Annotated in this window: 14 protein-coding genes; 3 read left to right on the forward strand and 11 right to left on the reverse strand. The window is 59.9% G+C overall.

Translation table 11 applies throughout. The features are described 5' to 3' along the window. The coding region (locus AC1DYM_RS19125; RefSeq protein WP_477341026.1) for an energy transducer TonB family protein at positions 1 to 555 on the forward strand (555 nt) is incomplete at its 5' end. 138 nt (positions 556 to 693) lie between these two features. Here the strand turns inward: AC1DYM_RS19125 and AC1DYM_RS19130 are convergent. The 11 genes from AC1DYM_RS19130 to AC1DYM_RS19180 all read right to left on the reverse strand — a co-directional run bounded on the left by AC1DYM_RS19130 (position 694) and on the right by AC1DYM_RS19180 (position 11537). Further along, the gene (locus AC1DYM_RS19130) at positions 694 to 1506 is read right to left on the reverse strand and encodes a GNAT family N-acetyltransferase (protein WP_477341028.1); all 813 of its coding nucleotides are present in this window, start codon (positions 1504 to 1506) and stop codon (positions 694 to 696) included. Positions 1507 to 1568: 62 nt separating this feature from the next. After that, positions 1569 to 2951, reverse strand: a complete 1383-nt coding sequence (locus AC1DYM_RS19135) for an APC family permease (RefSeq protein ID WP_477341030.1) — start codon at positions 2949 to 2951, stop codon at positions 1569 to 1571. Positions 2952 to 2991: 40 nt separating this feature from the next. Then, entirely contained in the window at positions 2992 to 3840 is an 849-nt protein-coding gene (locus AC1DYM_RS19140) for an alpha/beta fold hydrolase (RefSeq protein WP_477341032.1), read from the reverse strand. Between the two features lie 568 nt (positions 3841 to 4408). Further along, on the reverse strand, positions 4409 to 4801 hold the full coding sequence (locus AC1DYM_RS19145) for a hypothetical protein (protein WP_477341034.1): 393 nt from the start codon (positions 4799 to 4801) through the stop codon (positions 4409 to 4411). A 17-nt stretch (positions 4802 to 4818) separates the two neighbouring features. Continuing rightward, positions 4819 to 5169 (reverse strand): DUF1330 domain-containing protein, encoded by a 351-nt coding sequence (locus AC1DYM_RS19150; protein WP_477341036.1) that lies wholly within the window; start codon positions 5167 to 5169, stop codon positions 4819 to 4821. 165 nt (positions 5170 to 5334) lie between these two features. Beyond that, on the reverse strand, positions 5335 to 6429 hold the full coding sequence (locus AC1DYM_RS19155) for an NADH:flavin oxidoreductase (RefSeq protein ID WP_477341037.1): 1095 nt from the start codon (positions 6427 to 6429) through the stop codon (positions 5335 to 5337). 384 nt (positions 6430 to 6813) lie between these two features. Next, positions 6814 to 7575 (reverse strand): alpha/beta hydrolase, encoded by a 762-nt coding sequence (locus AC1DYM_RS19160; protein WP_477341039.1) that lies wholly within the window; start codon positions 7573 to 7575, stop codon positions 6814 to 6816. 459 nt (positions 7576 to 8034) lie between these two features. Continuing rightward, the gene (locus tag AC1DYM_RS19165; protein ID WP_477341041.1) at positions 8035 to 8868 is read right to left on the reverse strand and encodes an alpha/beta fold hydrolase; all 834 of its coding nucleotides are present in this window, start codon (positions 8866 to 8868) and stop codon (positions 8035 to 8037) included. A 271-nt stretch (positions 8869 to 9139) separates the two neighbouring features. Continuing rightward, on the reverse strand, positions 9140 to 9448 hold the full coding sequence (locus AC1DYM_RS19170; RefSeq protein WP_477341043.1) for a DUF1330 domain-containing protein: 309 nt from the start codon (positions 9446 to 9448) through the stop codon (positions 9140 to 9142). Positions 9449 to 9645: 197 nt separating this feature from the next. Then, positions 9646 to 10212, reverse strand: a complete 567-nt coding sequence (locus AC1DYM_RS19175) for an RNA polymerase sigma factor (protein ID WP_477341045.1) — start codon at positions 10210 to 10212, stop codon at positions 9646 to 9648. 395 nt (positions 10213 to 10607) lie between these two features. Then, a complete protein-coding gene (locus AC1DYM_RS19180; RefSeq protein WP_477341047.1) occupies positions 10608 to 11537 on the reverse strand; it encodes a helix-turn-helix domain-containing protein in 930 nt (309 codons plus the stop codon). A 415-nt stretch (positions 11538 to 11952) separates the two neighbouring features. On the opposite strand from AC1DYM_RS19180, the gene AC1DYM_RS19185 reads away from it, so the two are divergent. Beyond that, positions 11953 to 15012, forward strand: coding sequence for a sensor histidine kinase (locus AC1DYM_RS19185; protein ID WP_477341049.1), 3060 nt, complete (start codon positions 11953 to 11955; stop codon positions 15010 to 15012). A gap of 146 nt (positions 15013 to 15158) precedes the next feature. Beyond that, complete coding sequence (locus AC1DYM_RS19190; RefSeq protein ID WP_477341051.1) at positions 15159 to 15782, forward strand: response regulator transcription factor; 624 nt, start codon at positions 15159 to 15161, stop codon at positions 15780 to 15782. The last annotated feature ends 220 nt before the right edge of the window (positions 15783 to 16002 follow it).

Below are 16002 nucleotides of genomic sequence, written 5' to 3' on the forward strand. Positions count from 1 at the left end.
CTGGTGCAGGGCACCAACATGATCGCTATCTCTTCGGGGCGCCTCGTCGGCGTCGCCATGCTTATTGTGGCCGCAAGCGCGACGGGTTGCCGTACGGCACTTTCCGTGCCGGATCGGGTCGAAAGCTCCCACAAGGAAGGGGCCGTCAGCTATTCGGCGTTGCCGGCGACGGAGGGCGATCAATACAAGCTGAAGGTCAGCGAGCATGCCTTCGGAGCGCAACCCATCGTACGTGACGCGCCCGCTTATCCGGATGCGTTGGTTGCTAAGGGGCTGCCGCTCGTCATTGTGCGCGTGAAGGCCATCGTCGACGACACGGGCAAAGTCAGCGACGTGAGGAATCTCGGTCCTTCGGCGGACGCCGATGACCTGGCGTTTTTCAGGGCATGCCAGGCGGCCGTGTCGAAGTGGGAGTTCTCTCCCATGACCGTCGTGCAGGAAACCGACGATGGACGCGGCAACATCAGCCAGGTCCGCAAGAACACCGCTTTCAGCATGGACTATGCATTCCGTTTCGAGATCGTCGACGGCAAGCCGCATGTGACCGGCGATTGACGCTGCGTCCTCGCGCTGCAACTTCCGTCCAATCGCCGGGAGCGCAGGGTGTACGAGCATCGCTCACTGACCACCTTTTCTGGCCACCGTCAGGTCTTGCGAATGCCAGCCCGACGGACGTTATTTTCCATCTCTCGTTCAGCGCACCACGACAGTGCTGGTCAGACCGACGCCCACGATGCGCGTCACCGGGGTGTACCCCATGCGCTCATAAACAGGTAAGCCCGCTTGCGTCGCATGGAGGCAGGTCTTGCGGTAGCCCGTTGCCTCACTTGCGGCGCTCAACGCGTGGCGCATCGTGGCCTCTGCGAAGCCGCGGCGCTCCATATCCGGTCGCGTTGCCACGAGTGCGACATAGAGAACTCCTTCGCTTTCGACGACGGAGGCCGTCGACACGGCGACGTCACCGAGATAGGCGAGATAGCAATACGCGCGTTCCTTCCATAGCGTCGCACCGTCGATGCCATCTCGCATCAGCTCCACGGGTGAACTGTAAGCCACACTATTGATATCGGCGCATTCGTAGAATCCTCTCTCGTCTGTGACCCGCTCAAAGCGGAGCGCAGGGTGTTTCGAACGTCCCGCGAATGCGACTAGATCGCCAATCATGCCAGTGGTTTCAATCATTGAAACGAGACCTGTCTCCTCCAGGACGCCGTCGGTCGCTGTGAGGACCTCACCATGAAGGTAGTCATCCGATATGAATAACAAGCCTGGTTCCGTCTTCGTTCGCATGTAGTCTGCCGCCACACGCAGTCGTTGATTCAGCATGGTACGGCCCGTCACCGGCTCCGAAAGGAAGAGCAGGTTGAAGAAGATGGACGAGCACCCCGCCCAGTACGTCGCGATGCCGTCCTTCTCAAAGACGTCGGCGCCAGGCCGGCCGGCCACCAGCAGTTTCCCGAAAGAAATGAATTGATTGTTCAGYAAGACCGGGGCACTTTCTGTCATCGGAAATGTTCACTTTCATGGTTAAAGGGCATAGGAACAGCTATTGATGGTTGCTACGTGCATCAGCGTTGATGAACCGCGTTTGTGGCCGACGTCCGAAGCCTGACGATGAAGAGCCAATATCCAGCCAGGCCCAATGCGAACCAACTCAAACCAAGTATCCACGCGTCCAGTTCCATGTAGTACAGGACATACGACAAGATGCAGAAACCGATCGCTGGACACACTAGGTGTCGTACATATGCGCGGGAGCGCTTTCGCACGATGAAGTGCATGATCACGGTCACGTGAAGGATGAGAAATCCCGTTAGTGCGCCGAAATTAACCAGGATGCCGATCAGGTCGAAATGGTTAAGAAATGCCATTGCGACGATGATGGACACCACCGATACGAAGAGCAGGCTCTTATAGGGTGTCCTGAACTTCGGATGCACGGCAGCCATGAACGCCGGCATTCTTCCCTCGCGGGCCATCGCAAAGAGCAGGCGAGAGATGGAAGACTGAACAACGCTTGCCGATGAGAGACCAAATGTCATGGCACAGATAAATGCGGTGATGATGCTGAACGTCTTGCCGCCCGCTATCGCAATAATCTCGTAGAAAGCTGTATCCGGCGAGGCGAACGTCATGCCATTGGCAAGGTCGGCAGCGATCCAGGTCTGCGTGACGAACAGAGCCGCCGCGAGGAACAACGATATGATGGTTGCGCGGCCGATCAGGCGTTTGCTGTCACCCTTCGTTTCTTCTGCAAGCGTCGATATCGCATCGAACCCAAGAAACGATAACGCTGACAAGGAGACGGCTGAGAACATCAAGCCGAGGCTGAAGACATGGGCTTGATACAGCGGCTTCAAGGTCAGGTGACCTGCACCTGCGCCGTGGTGCAAGGCGTAGAGACCCAAGATGACAAAGGCCGCAAGGATGGCCAGCTGTACGGCGACGATCAGTCTGTTGACCAATGTCGTAACCTGCACGCCGATATAGTTGATTACGGTCCCTATGAGGATGAATCCCACGACCATTGCCCAGCGGGGCAGGGCGGTCACGATCTCGTGAAGTGCGTTCGCCGCGGCAAGATAGACCGCTGCGGGCATCAGGACGTAATCGAGAACGAGCATCCATCCCGCAATGAATCCTGTTTTCTCGCCGATGGCTCGTCGCGCGTAGGCGAAGGCGGAGCCCGCAAGCGGGAAATCCGCCGACAAAAGCTTATAGCTGTAAGCAGTGAAGAACATCGCGACCGCACCCACCAGATAGGCAAGTACGACCATCCCTTTGGCAGTGCTGCTGACATAACCGTAGAAAGCGAAGGGCGCGATTGGACCAATGTAGACAATGCCGTAGATGATCAGGTCGGCGAGTGTCAGTGACCGTTTGAGTTCAGCAGGAGGGGAGATCAAATCGCCTGAGAGGCAGTCGGCAGGCTCGAAATCTCTGTAAGACATGGGTACTCGCGGTGACGATAAGGGGATTGAAGCCAGCGGCTTACTGTAGAAACTGGAGGACGGATGCGCTGAAGGAGTCGGGTGCCTGCCACGGGGCGAAGTGACYCACTCCGGGGAGAATGACCAGATGCGCGCCGGGTATGGTCTTGGCCATGTAGCGGGTGTGTTCCTCCTTGATGAACTCTTCATGGTCGCCGTCGGCGATAGCAATCGTCGGGCCACGAATAGCCGCAAGCTGGCTGGCGGCATAGTTTGGTTCGGATTTCTGCATCGTCTCGACCGCCTCGTGAAGTGCGCCGAAGCCATCCGGTGCTGGTGATACTCCTGCGTACAACTGCTGTAGCTGGACGACGACCTTCCCAAGGATCGGCGCATTGAACGCACCGGGCTTGGCCGCGTCCGCATTCATGTTCGCGCCAAACGCATAAATCTTGCGCACCCTGGCAGGATCTTTCATCGCCATCACGAGTGCGGTGTTGGCACCGTCGCTCCAGCCAACGATGTCAGCCTTCTTGATATGTAGCGTGTCCATGATACTTATCAGATCTTCCTCGAAGACCTCATAGCTGAGCGGAACGTTGCCGAGCGTGCTTCGACCGTGACCGCGCGTATCGACCAGCACGATCTGATGATGGCTCTTGATTAAGGCAGGCACTTGATTACCCCAGGAGTCGCTGCTGGACATCCCTCCGTGAAGGAGGAACACGGCAGGACCTTCGCCGACCGTCCCGTACCAGATGCGCGCCCCCTCACGTGCCACATAGCCTTCGTTGGCGAGATGGGGGAGGGCGGGCGGAGGCGGAAGGGTCTCCCAAGCGGGTGTCTGCGCATGGACACCCGCCGTCGCCGTGAGCATGGCGATGGTTCCGATTTTTATGAGTTTCTTCATTGGGAGATGTATCCGAACCTGGCGCTTAGCGAGTTGGAATGGATGGGCAGGTTCGGACACCACGCTATCAGCGGGGGTGCGGGTGCTCGTAGTTAAAAACCACACTCTAAGCGAATGAGTGCGCTCGAGCGCGGCTGGGGTTGCTGCGTCTACTGAAAAAATATGAATCTACGATTTCGATCGTAATATCTGGAGAGCGGACGGGCATGCTCCCGTATCTCAGGAGCTAACGACCGAAGGAGAAACCTTCATGAAAGACCGATATGGCAGGGCGATGCGTTGGCCCTTGCGTCATGGCCGTCGAAACCGCTGAAGAACTGCGATGGTGGTGATCGCGGCTGCTGGCCGTACGCAGTTCGCCGGCAGGGGCGACAGCGGGACCTTCCCTGTCCTGGATATGGTCCTAGCGAGAAAGCAGCATAAGTGGGCAAGACTGATTTACCGCATGTTTGGTGAGTTCGAGCGTGAGACGCTTTCGCCGGAGTGGATCTGATTCAATCGCTATCGAAAGCGTGCGCCGACGCTGGAGCGAGACATTTTCGACGATGCCGACCGCCTGCTGGGTCACTCAACCATACAAGGGGTTCCAGCGTTCGACGCTGGTGCGCTCGCCGATCCAGGCGGCAATCATCTTCAGTGCCAGATCTACCTGCCCAAATTCCCGCATCAGGTGGATCGTGCAATCTGCGTTCGCCGCAGAAACCGAAGCTTGATGACGAAAGAAGGAGGTGGACATGCGCTCGATGACTTGGTCGCGGTTGTCTTTGTAGCTGTCGTGGAAAACGCGCCATGAGGGTGAAGAAGCGCCGGTTGGCCGGACGCGGAATACGAACGAGATAGCCACCTCGGTGTGTGGCCGCGTGGTGTCCGCCGTGTGGAGCGGCAGGCACACCACGGCCTGGACAGAGTGGCGCTGGACAGGGTGGCTTGCTCGTCCGGCTAATGGCTGGCCCATTTCCAACCCACGCCCTTTGTCGCTCAGCCGCCGGTGACCTGGCGCCGGACGTCCGCCGCCCAGGCCTTGACGRTGAAGCCCTCGGGCAGTTCGTCGATTAGCACGATGTCTGAAATGGCGTTGTTGGTGCGCAGCGGAAGGATCTTCCGGTAGGCATCCGACGTGTACCAGTTGTCGGCCTGCTCGCGGCTGGGAAACTCCATCAGCACGACCGCACCCGGCCAGCTGCCTTCCGTGACGGTGACTGGGCCCATCGCCAGCCACTTACCGCCGTACGGCGCCACGGTGGCCTCGACCTGGTCCAGGTAATCAAGGGCCGAAAGATTGGGCACGTCGCCCGGAATGCGAAGGTGATTGATCAGGTAGGTTTTCATGAGTGCAACTCCGTGGTGGTTCGGCAGCCGCTTCGCACCGTGCGGCTTCTCGGGATGGGATTGGACCGGCTGCCATCACGCGGACGGTCGTTCGCTCATAAGACGGGTATGAAGGTACAGGCCGGATCGGAAAAGCAGGGCGAGTACGACAGAATGTACGCTGTTTCAGGCCAGGGTTCGCAGTTGTGACTTTTCGAAGGGCTTCAGTTCGCCCAAGCGCGCTGCGCGCACTTTGGATGGCCAATCGGGGTTGCCGATCAGGGCACGCCCGACCGCAACAAGATCGAACTCGTCTGCCGCCATCCGCTCGAACAGCTCGTCGAGGTTGCCCACGTCGGCGCCGGACGAGCGGCCTGTCAGCGTCTCCATGAAATCCGGCCCCGCCAGTCCCACCGATCCGACGGCGATCGACGGGCGTCCTGTCAGCTTGCGGCTCCATCCGGCGAGGGTAAGGTGGGATCCTGCGAATTCAGGTTGCCAGAAACGGCGAGTGGAGGCGTGGAAGATGTCGACACCGGCGTCGGCCAGCGGAGTGAGGATGCGCTCGAGCTCCTCCGGTGTTTCGGCCAGGCGCGCGGCATAGTCCTGCGTCTTCCATTGCGAGAACCGGAGGATCACCGGGAACGCCGGGCCGACCGCACGGCGTACGGCCTGGACTACTTCCACCGCAAACCGGGTGCGTTCGACGGCGTTGCCGCCGTAACGGTCGGATCGCCGGTTGATCTGCCCCCACAGGAACTGGTCGATGAGGTAGCCGTGGGCTCCATGCAATTCCACGGCGTCGAAGCCCAGCCGTTGCGCAGCCGCGGCCGCGCTCGCATAGGCGTCGATCGCCTTGGCGATGTCGGCCTCGCTCATTGCATGCCCCCGGCCTTCAACCACGGAAGGGCCTTCGGACGGCGCGTCGGGATACGGTCCTTTGCCGTCCGGGCGGGAGAGGCCCTGATGCCAGAGCTGCGGTGCCATCTTGGCGCCGGCGGCATGAACCCCGGCGAGCACGCGAGCCCAACCGGCGAGGCTGGCCGTCGTATGGAAGTTAGGAACATTGATGTCGTCCGACGCTGCGGGACGGTCGATCGTGGTGCCTTCGGTGATGATCAGGCCGACGCCGCCTTCCGCCCGCCGGCGGTAGTAGTCGGCAACCGCTTCATTCGGGATCCCTGCCGGACTGGAGCGGCGCGTCATCGGCGACATGACGATCCGGTTCGGCAGCTCGAGCGAGCCGTGCCGGAACGGATGGAAGAGTGCGGAGGTAATCATCTTGGGGGCCTTTTGGAAACGCAGCGAGGCGCTAAGGTCGGAGCGAAGACGCCGGTTGTTATGGCGATGTCGGTGAGGAGTGCTTTGCGGCCGAACTGGTCGATGGCGTCTTGCGGGCCTGACGGGTGAGCATCGACTTGAGCGTGACGTCGGGGATTGCGCAAGGCCCCACACGTGCGTACGCAGTCCATAACAAAGCGTTCTTGCGGGCTTTGCCTTAGTAGGCGTCGCTGCAGCCGACGAGGTGATGCTTGACGTAGCCATGCCATTGTTTGCGACAAACGGTGTTCAAGTGGGCATCAAGTCCGCTGTGGATGCATTTCAAGCCGGCAAGCCGCAAGCCGTGCTTCAGTTCGACAGGAAGTAGGTCCGTGTTGCACCAAGTCATCTCACCTGCTCTGCGGCCCGCACGATCAGGTCGGCGACTTCTTTCGGATGAGATTGGTACACCGAATGGCTGGCACCCGCTACTTCGACCGTCTGGCTGTGCGCGCGCTTGGCATACATCCGCTCGAGGTCGGGATTGATGATCTTGTCGCTGCCGGCGACCATGTACCAGCTCGGCTTATTCTTCCATGCAGGGCTGCTCGCGGGCACGGTAAACACCGACGCAGCAGTCAACTCTTGTGCTTGAGCTTCAAAGGCGGCTGTCGCTGGATCAAGATCGGCAGCGAAGTCGGCGGGATAGGCCTTTGGATCCAGGTAGAGGAAGCCATCGGCTGTCTTCTTGACATCTTTCCCTGCAACATTCGGATACTTCTTTCCATTGCTCACCTCGGTCTCGCCATCGTCTAGCGCGTGAGCCGCGATGTATACAAGCGCCTTGACCTTGGGGTCATTGCCCACTTTGGTGACGATAGCACCACCATAGCTGTGCCCGACAAGGACGATGGGACCGGTAATCGAAGCGATCGCATTCTGAACTGCAGCGGTGTCCGCATCAAACGAGGTAAGAGGGTGCTGCGCAACAACGACGACGTAGCCCTTCGCGACCAGTTGCTCGTATACCGGTCGCCATCCGCTACCGTTCACCCACGCGCCGTGCACCAGGACAATGGTGGGTTTATCCGCGGCCTTTGAAGGTGCCGACACGGTAGCAGCGGAGAAGGCGAGTACTGCCATCAGCAAGCAAGTAATACGTTTCATGACACCTCCCGTTATCAAGGATAATGTGGGCATTTGCACGGAAACTACCACGCGTCGTTTTAGGGGTCTTGGACAATTTTTTTTAGCACATCCGCGCGATGTACAAAAAATCTAACGGTCAGCTGCCGATACTCTCTTCGCTTAGCGTCAATGCAATTTCCGAAGGCGCGGACCACCCCTGTGTCTCCCGCGCGCACGCACACGCTGCAAGGCAGCGGGCGACTATGCTGAGGAGTGGTCAGTGCTCGAGCACCGAGAAGTAAGCCGCCGCCGCTTCGATCTGTGCATCGTCCATTCTGGATGCGAATTCGGTCATCGATCCCGACTGTGGCGGCGCGGCTCTAGTTTAAAGGTGTAGGAAAAATGGGACGACGTCAGTCCCGCTAGCGTTCAAGCAAGCGCGTGAGCCACCGTGTGATACCTGTGGAAGGTCATCCCTGACCCCTGTTTCGCATGGCCTTACCTTTGCGTGCTGTCGGCAGCTTCTTCGATCAGCTTCGCCACTTCTGCGGGATGGGACACCATCACGACGTGCGAGCCACCCTTGATCACCACGGTCCCGTGGGAATGGGCGCGTTTGGCCATGAATGCGTGCGCGGCGGCCGGAATGTTGAGATCGGCCGTGCCATAAACGAACCATGACGGGATGGCTTTCCAGGCGGCGGAGGTGCTTTTTTCGTTGAGCGCCGCTTCGGTGATCGGGCGCTGGCCGACCGCCATCAGCGCCGTTAGCGCTGCCGGTACGTCGGCGGCGAATTGCGCGCGGAACTTGTCCTGTTGGATGTACAGATCCTTGCCGCCATGGGTCAGCGGCACCGCAGGTTCCAGCGTCGGGCCAAGCGAGCCACCTGGGAAGCGCCCAGCAAGTTCATCAGCGCTCTCGCCCACTTCGGGAGCAAAAGCGGCGACGTAAATCAGGGCCTTCACGTTGTCGAGTCCGCTGGCTGCCTCGCTGATCACCGAGCCGCCGTACGAGTGGCCTGCCAGTACCACCGGGCCGTGGATGCTCTGGACCAGACTGTGCACTGTCGCCGCATCGCTGGCGACACCGCGCAGTTCGTTGGGTGCCGCCACTACGGTGTACCCCTTCGCCTGCAGGCGTTCGATGACGCCGTTCCAGCTCGACGAATCGGCGAAGGCGCCGTGCACCAGCACGACCGTCGGTTTCGTCGACAGAGACGCCTGCGCCGAAGCCGTCAGTGGCAAGACTAGTGCAAGCAGGCTTGCGACCAGCCCTCCGACGAGCGCTAAGGAAAAACGACTGGATAAACTTTTGATGATCTTTACTCCCATGAGGGTGAGGAAGCGCCGGTTGGCCGGACGCGGGATACGAACAACGAGATGGCCACATCGGTGTTGATGCGCGTGGTCGGCGCCGGTGTGGACTGATGGACGGGTTGCGACATTCGGTCGTCGTGCGGCAGATCCACGGTGTGTGGCCGCGAGACGTCAGCCGCATGGAGCGGCAAATGGCACACCACGGCCTGGACGGAGTGGCGTTGGACGGGGTGGCTTGTTCGTCCGGCCCATGGCCGGCACATTTCGAACCTACGCTCTTTGTCGCTCAGCCGCCGGTGACCTGGCGCCGGATGTCCGCCGCCCAGGCCTTGACGGTGAAGCCCTCGGGCAGTTCGTCGATCAGCACGATGTCTGAAATGGCGTTGTTGGTGCGCAGCGGAAGGATCTTCCGGTAGGCATCCGACGTGTACCAGTTGTCGGCCTGCTCGCGGCTGGGAAACTCCATCAGCACGACCGCACCTGGCCAGGTGCCTTCCGTGACGGTGGCTGGGCCCATCGCCAGCCACTTGCCGCCGTAAGGCGCCACGGTGGCCTCTACCTGATCCAGGTAATCAAGGGCCGAAAGATTGGGCACGTCGCCGGAATGCGAAGGTGATTGATCAGGTAGGTTTTCATGGGTGCAACTCCGTGGTGGTTCGGCAGCCGCTTCGCACCGTGCGGCTTGTTGGGATGGGATTGGAACGCAGATGGTTCCTTAATTCGGTAGGAAGTTGGCGTCGTCGCACCAAGGGCATCTGCGATCGAACAGCGGTCGCCGCGCCCCAGGTGGTACTACGAGTTGAACGAGTCGTCGTCCAGTACGGCGATCACCGAACTCAAGCTATTTCGAGCTTGGCGCAAGTACGGTTTCAGCGCGTCCACATCGCAACCCATGATCACAGCAACCTCATCAAGGCCTTGCCCGGCACCGTAGACCATGTCGATCAAGACGCGCTGTTCGAGCGGAAGGTCACTGAGTCTCCGCACAAGCTCCTCGTGCGAGTCACTGAGTTGAGGTCGAGAATTCGTAGGATGGGAAACCACGGAAGCTCGGCTGTCGACGAGTCCCTCGATCGCCTTGAGGCTACAACGATACGAAATTCCCCAAAGCCACGTGGATACACGGGAATTCTCAGGAAGCTCAGCCGCATGCTGCCACGCGGTCCAGAAGGTGGCATCGATGACGCCCTCTATGACGTCGCAGTCCAACGTCAGGCGCGAGATAAAGCGGCAAAGCGAGGCGTGATAGCCGCGGAAAAGCGTCGCCAATGCGGCGCGGTCGCCGGCGGCCATGCGACCTACCAAGTCCCTTTCGATAAGCTCGGCAGCGGTTTGGCACTCGTAATCAACGGTGTTCATAGTTGATCTCCCACGCGCGTCGTCGTTCGGATACCTGATGACGACACGGATATCAGTGATCGCTTCTGGAAGGCACGACGAGCGACCACCCAGCCATGAAGGATCTGCAAGGGAACTTCGCTCCATACCGCGATGAGCTAAAGGCCTGATTATCGTATGACGCCAATAGCACGCCTCACCTCGATTGCGGATGCAGCAAGACACGGCCGGAGGCCCTACGTTCAATTCTGTGGACGACCAACGAGTGGTCGTATCTCCCGATTGACCAGGTCTCCTCCCTCGATCGAGACGACGACTACGTCGATCAGCACATGATCGGCGTGGCATCTGGGTGGGGGTATGCCCTCAAAACGAATGACCTCCGGTCCATCGTTTTTCATAGACAACGGCAGCTTTCATGATGAGGTTCCCGGCTCCGTCAGGTGTTTTCGGCGCCACGCCATGGGACTGCACTTCGTTACGCTCGAGAAGATTCGGCTGAAATGGGCCTGGTCGTAGAATCCGACTTCGCTGGCTACTTCCGCCATGGAGCCAACGCGAGAGAGGAGCAGTCCCATGGCGCGCTCAACGCGTTGTTCCAGGACCCAGCGACGAAGGGGAGTGCCGACGGTGTTTTTGAAAAGCCGGCTGAACTGACTGCAGGGGAGACCGCAGAGACGCGAAAGGTCAACGGCGCGGATCCTCTCCCCCATGTTCTGGGTGAGATAAGCTCGAACTCGTTGTTCCTGCCACGGAGCAAGGCGTTCGCACGGCATGCACGGGTACACCCGATAACTACAAAACCCCGCGGAGACGTTGTTCAGGAGCACCTGTATCACGTGATGAAGGGCCAGGCGGCTGGTGGCATCGCCTGCGGTGAGCATGCAAGTGGCCGCGCCGACAAGGTCGCTGACGATCGATGTCTTTAAGTTATTGACGTGGGGTTCCGGTCGCTTCGCATAGATTGATGGACGCATGCCCCTCTTAAACCCAACGGCGTTGCGCGGAATGTGGATTGAAAGAGCGACCGTCGCGGCATTGAATCGGATGGTCCACTCGTGGCGCAGGTCGAATAGATGGACGGTGGATCCGGGTTGGCCTTGAACCAACTCAGGGCCGCCGCGAAAGCAGGCTTTCATTTCCGTGGCATCGTTCGCTACAGCGAGGAAGAGATACATGTCGTCGCAGGAAGCCAGAATGAGAGGTTCGCCATCTGCGCATTCGTGGCGGATGCAGCTCACCTCGCACGCGCGATCCACACCTATCGCAACATGATGCACGCGGCTAACCGACGCCTGTGGCCTGGAAGACAAGTTGTCGGGGGCGATTAAAAATCCGGGCTGCATGGTCTAAGCCTTTGGCGTCAAGTATTCGCATGCCGAGCTCGCGCACGGTGAGGTGACTCGATGGCTCGAGTGCGGATACGTAGATGGCGACCTCGAGAGTTTGACTATCCGCGCACGGACGCGTCTTCGGCAAGTATCCAAAAGGATAGAAAAGCAGTAGATGGAGCCTTATCCGTGCCTGCGCTATTTCTTACGGAACAACGAGTCTCCGCTGGATTCAGTCCGTCATCGATGATGCGTAAAAGCCGATACCGACCTCGCGCGAAACGTCATCTCTATGCCGCGCCGACCTCATGGCGTAATGCAGGGTAACGAAAAGGTGTTTAATGGACCGTCCTGCGAAAGGCGACGTCTGCACGAGCATCGGGCTGGCCGAGTCGACCATCGACGGTGTCAGGCTCACGGAGGTGTTTCCATGCTCAGAATGCGTTCGTCTTTTATCGTGAGGCTAGCGACTTTATGCGTACTGCTGCTCCCGCTCGGTGGAGCGCGGGCTGCCACCGAACCGGCGGCAGCGTTGGCGAAACAGACCGCCCCAACCCGGACGGGCGAACTCTCGCTAGCGGCACGCTACGGTGCCGTCGAACCTCATGAGGGACCGCTCGACAGCATTTTCATCCAAATGGCGGGTCCCAGCGCGGCGCCGGAACGATCGCCGCTATACGTAAACGTGAGCCAGCTCCGACTCACGCGGTACACAGCTCGGGAGGGCGCACCGTCGGTCATCTACGGCCTCTCACAGACCGCCGATGGCACCTTGTGGATCTCTTCGTCGACCGGGCTTTGGCGGTTCGATGGAACCGAATTCGATTCCAAGGTAGGCGACTCACTTCCGGATCCAACCATACATACCGTCTTCGCAGGGAAGCACGGCGAGTTATGGCTCGGGTTTACGTTTGGGGGAGTCGGTCGCCTCGACCGCGGTGCGTTCACAGCGTATCCGGAGGCAAGTTTCCCCAGCGGGTCCGTCAAGGAATTCGCCGCAGGCAATGGTGGATCTTTGTATGCGCTGAGTACCACGGGCGTTGCGCAGCTCTCCGGCATGACATGGCGGACCTTGACGGCGGCCGATGGGTACCCTGGGCAAGCTCCCCGTTGGATCGGTAACTACGGTGGCAAGGTCTGGATTGTCGATAACGAGGGGGTTTACGGCCGGCTATCGCCCGGAGCGCCGTTTCAACAGACGCCTGGCGGAATTCCCGAGGTAGGCGATTCTCCCGTTCCCTATCGTGTGTTGTCCTCCAGCGGGAACGATTACCTCCAGCAACACAAGCTGGTCGATTCCTCGGGTGCTGTCTGGTTCTCCACGTCCACGGGATTCAAACGGTACCGCTGGCTGGTCAACACTTCTCCGTGGCAACGCACGGCACCAGAGCAGGTGTCCGAAGGCTTCATCGACTCTCCAGGGCTGATGATGGCCGATAGGGAAGGGAACATCTGGCTTGCCACGGCGAGGGACCTCCTGGAGTACACACCGACCAAGTTCACCCCGCAGGAGCTTCCTGTCGGAACGACCTGGCCGGTCTTTGCCATTGCGCCTGATAACACGCTCTGGTTGGGCGGGGAGAAGCCCGGCGCGGTTCGACCGGGACGGAGCTTCGAAGCGGTGCCGCAGCTGGGTGACCACGTCGGATGTATCGGCTTTGACGACATGGGGAACATGTGGACGGTTGCCACCGACGCCGTCCGACGTATTTCGGGCGACGCGATCGGGCACTACCCTGCGCAGGCGAACGAAGAGTGGGGTCGAAACTGCCAGGGAATTGCGATCAGCCCGAAGCTGGGCGTGTGGATATCGGTGGCCAAAGCCGGCATTTTCCAGCTCAGCGATGGCAAATGGGTGTCCCCCGGAGCGACACGGGGATTGCCGAAGGGCGCCGCTGTGCGTGTGGTCAATGACGATCAAGGGCGTATCTGGCTGACCTATCCGAAGGATCGCATCGCCGTCTTAGACGGCGACCGTACGACGATTTTTACTGGATCGGATGGCTTGGCGGTCGGGAACGTCTTGGGCCTCTACGTTCATGGGGAGACGGTATGGGCTGCTGGTGACGTCGGGATCGCGCGGCTGGTGAGGGACCGGTTCATCCCTCTGAAGGGGGCCGACGGCCAGGCATTCCGAGGTACGTCGGGAATCGTAGAGACCCCGGGTGGGGAACTTTGGCTCAATTCCGTTTCGGGCGTCTACCGAATCGGGAAGGATGAACTGCGTCGGGCGGCCGAGAACCCCGGCTACGAGGTGGTCTCCGAGCATTTCGATGATCGTGACGGAGTAAGGAGTCAGGCCTCACAGCTGCGACCAGGGCCATCCGTGCGCTTGGGGCCCGATGGAACCCTTTGGGTTGCCGGGCAGACCAGCCTGTCGTCCATTCATCCGGATCACATTCTGAGGAATCGCGTTGCGCCCGAAGTCAGCATTCGGAATGTCATCGCGGGCACTACCACGTACACGGCGCYATCGAACCTTGAGCTACCAATCCACACCCGCGCAGTGTCGATCCGTTACACGGCCGCCATGCTCACGTCGCCTGATCGGGTCGCCTTTCGCTATCGCTTAACGGGGAGCGATGGCGAGTGGCACAACGTCGGTCAACGACGGACCGCCTATTTCACGAACCTTGACCCGGGCACATATCGGTTTGAGGTCACGGCAGCGAATGAAGACGGGGTTCCGGCGTCCAGACCCGCATTCATCGATTTCAGCATTCGTCCGGCGTTCTATCAAACTTGGTGGTTTACCGCGCTCAGCGTCCTCGGCCTCATAGTGTTGTGTCTGGTATTACTTCGTGTCCATCTGCAACGGTCGACCAACAAGGTGCGAGTGCTGCTCAACGAGCGGCAATCCGAGCGCGACCGCATAGCTCGCGATTTACATGACACCCTACTCCAAGACTTTCAGGGGATATCCCTGCATCTCCAGGCATGGACGGAGAATCCGCAAGTGCCCGATTCTGTGCGGGAGCAGATATCTCGGACCGCCTCGCACGCCGTGACTTCGCTCAAGTACGGACGCCAGATCATTCTGCTGTTGCGCGGGGAGACGGGGAAGCAAATTTCTTTCATCGACGCCATCGAAGCGTGTGCCAGCCACTCGGTGGTGGGAACGCCCACGTCTTTTGCTATGTCCGTTGCGGGAGCGCCGCGTCCTCTGACGGTCGCTGCCCAAGAAGAGGTGCTGGCCATCGTGCGGGAGTGCGTTCGCAATGGCGTGACCCACGCTAGCGCCACCAGCGTAAAAGTGCACGTCCGATACCGACGGTTTTCCCTCGTTGTCACCGTCGCTGATGACGGGCGAGGGTTCGCATCAAGCGATCGTTTGGACCAGACCTCCAACGATCGTTGGGGTCTGGTCGGCATGCTGGAGCGGGCCCGCCTGATCGGGGCCCGGTTGACACTGACGCGAGCCCGAGAGGGCGGTACGATTGCGCGCTTGAAGATCCCTTCGTGGCGCGCCTACGCGAAACGCGCTAAATGACGCTCGTGAATACAGACAGCTTTCGGGGACTCCGCGAAAACTATCCAACCGGCTACTTGTCCGGAGGCTCGCCGCAGTGAATAGTGCCGGGAGGACGTGCCGGGCCAGAACAGCCCGGTCACTGGCTTAGGCGGGCAGGAAGTACCGTGACCAAGCGGATCGAAACCATACGTGTCCTGATTGCGGATGACCATCCGATCGTCAGAGACGGTCTGCGCCTGAATCTCGCCCAGGAAGCCGACATTCAAGTGGTCGGCGAAGCCGTTGACGGCGCCGATTGTGTGACCAAGTTCGGTGACTTGCTGCCGGACGTGACGCTCATGGACCTACAAATGCCAAAGATCGACGGCCTTCAGGCAATGACCGCCATCCGCCAGAAGTATCCCGACGCAGCGATCGTGGTGCTGACGACATATCCCGGTGACGCGCGCATGGACCGTGCGATGAAGCTCGGCGCCACTTCATTCCTCTATAAGACCGCCACTCGCGCGGAATTGCTGAAGACCATCCGCGGGGCGGTGGTCGGAGAACATTACTTTGGCGACCCCACTGGCGGCCCGCCGCATCTGCCTGGAGCCCTTTTGACCGTTCGCGAGTTGAGCGTCTTACGCTTGGTGTCCATCGGGAAATCAAATAGTGAGATAGCGGCTGATCTTTTTGTTTCAGAGGCAGCCATTAAGGCGCGGATAAAGAACATCCTGATGAAGCTCGAGGCTTCGGACCGCACGCACGCAGTGACGGTTGCGCTGCGGCGCGGCTTTCTGGACTAGCCGGCGACGCAAGGGGTCTGCCACGAGTTTCCGTTACCCGGCGCTGTCTCACTTTACCGGCAAACAGGTTCTAGATGCCGGAGTCCCGCGAAAACGTTCCGCCACGGGTGTGCCGAAGCCCCCTATTGCGGCCCCGCTCGAGGCGTCATGATCGTGTTCGTGACCGTCGCGATTTGCTTCGTCTCATCGCGAGTATGTGCTGCTATCGGATACACTGCCA

This window comes from Luteibacter sp. P1_D3, assembly GCF_056406135.1.

Bases quoted from the DNA above. Each gene is read 5' to 3' on its own strand.
- AC1DYM_RS19135 (WP_477341030.1), bottom strand. From the start codon at position 2,951: ATGTCTTACAGAGATTTCGAGCCTGCCGACTGCCTCTCAGGCGATTTG.
- AC1DYM_RS19155 (WP_477341037.1), bottom strand. From the start codon at position 6,429: ATGATTACCTCCGCACTCTTCCATCCGTTCCGGCACGGCTCGCTCGAG.
- AC1DYM_RS19160 (WP_477341039.1), bottom strand. From the start codon at position 7,575: ATGAAACGTATTACTTGCTTGCTGATGGCAGTACTCGCCTTCTCCGCT.
- AC1DYM_RS19165 (WP_477341041.1), bottom strand. From the start codon at position 8,868: ATGGGAGTAAAGATCATCAAAAGTTTATCCAGTCGTTTTTCCTTAGCG.
- AC1DYM_RS19175 (WP_477341045.1), bottom strand. From the start codon at position 10,212: ATGAACACCGTTGATTACGAGTGCCAAACCGCTGCCGAGCTTATCGAA.
- AC1DYM_RS19180 (WP_477341047.1), bottom strand. From the start codon at position 11,537: ATGCAGCCCGGATTTTTAATCGCCCCCGACAACTTGTCTTCCAGGCCA.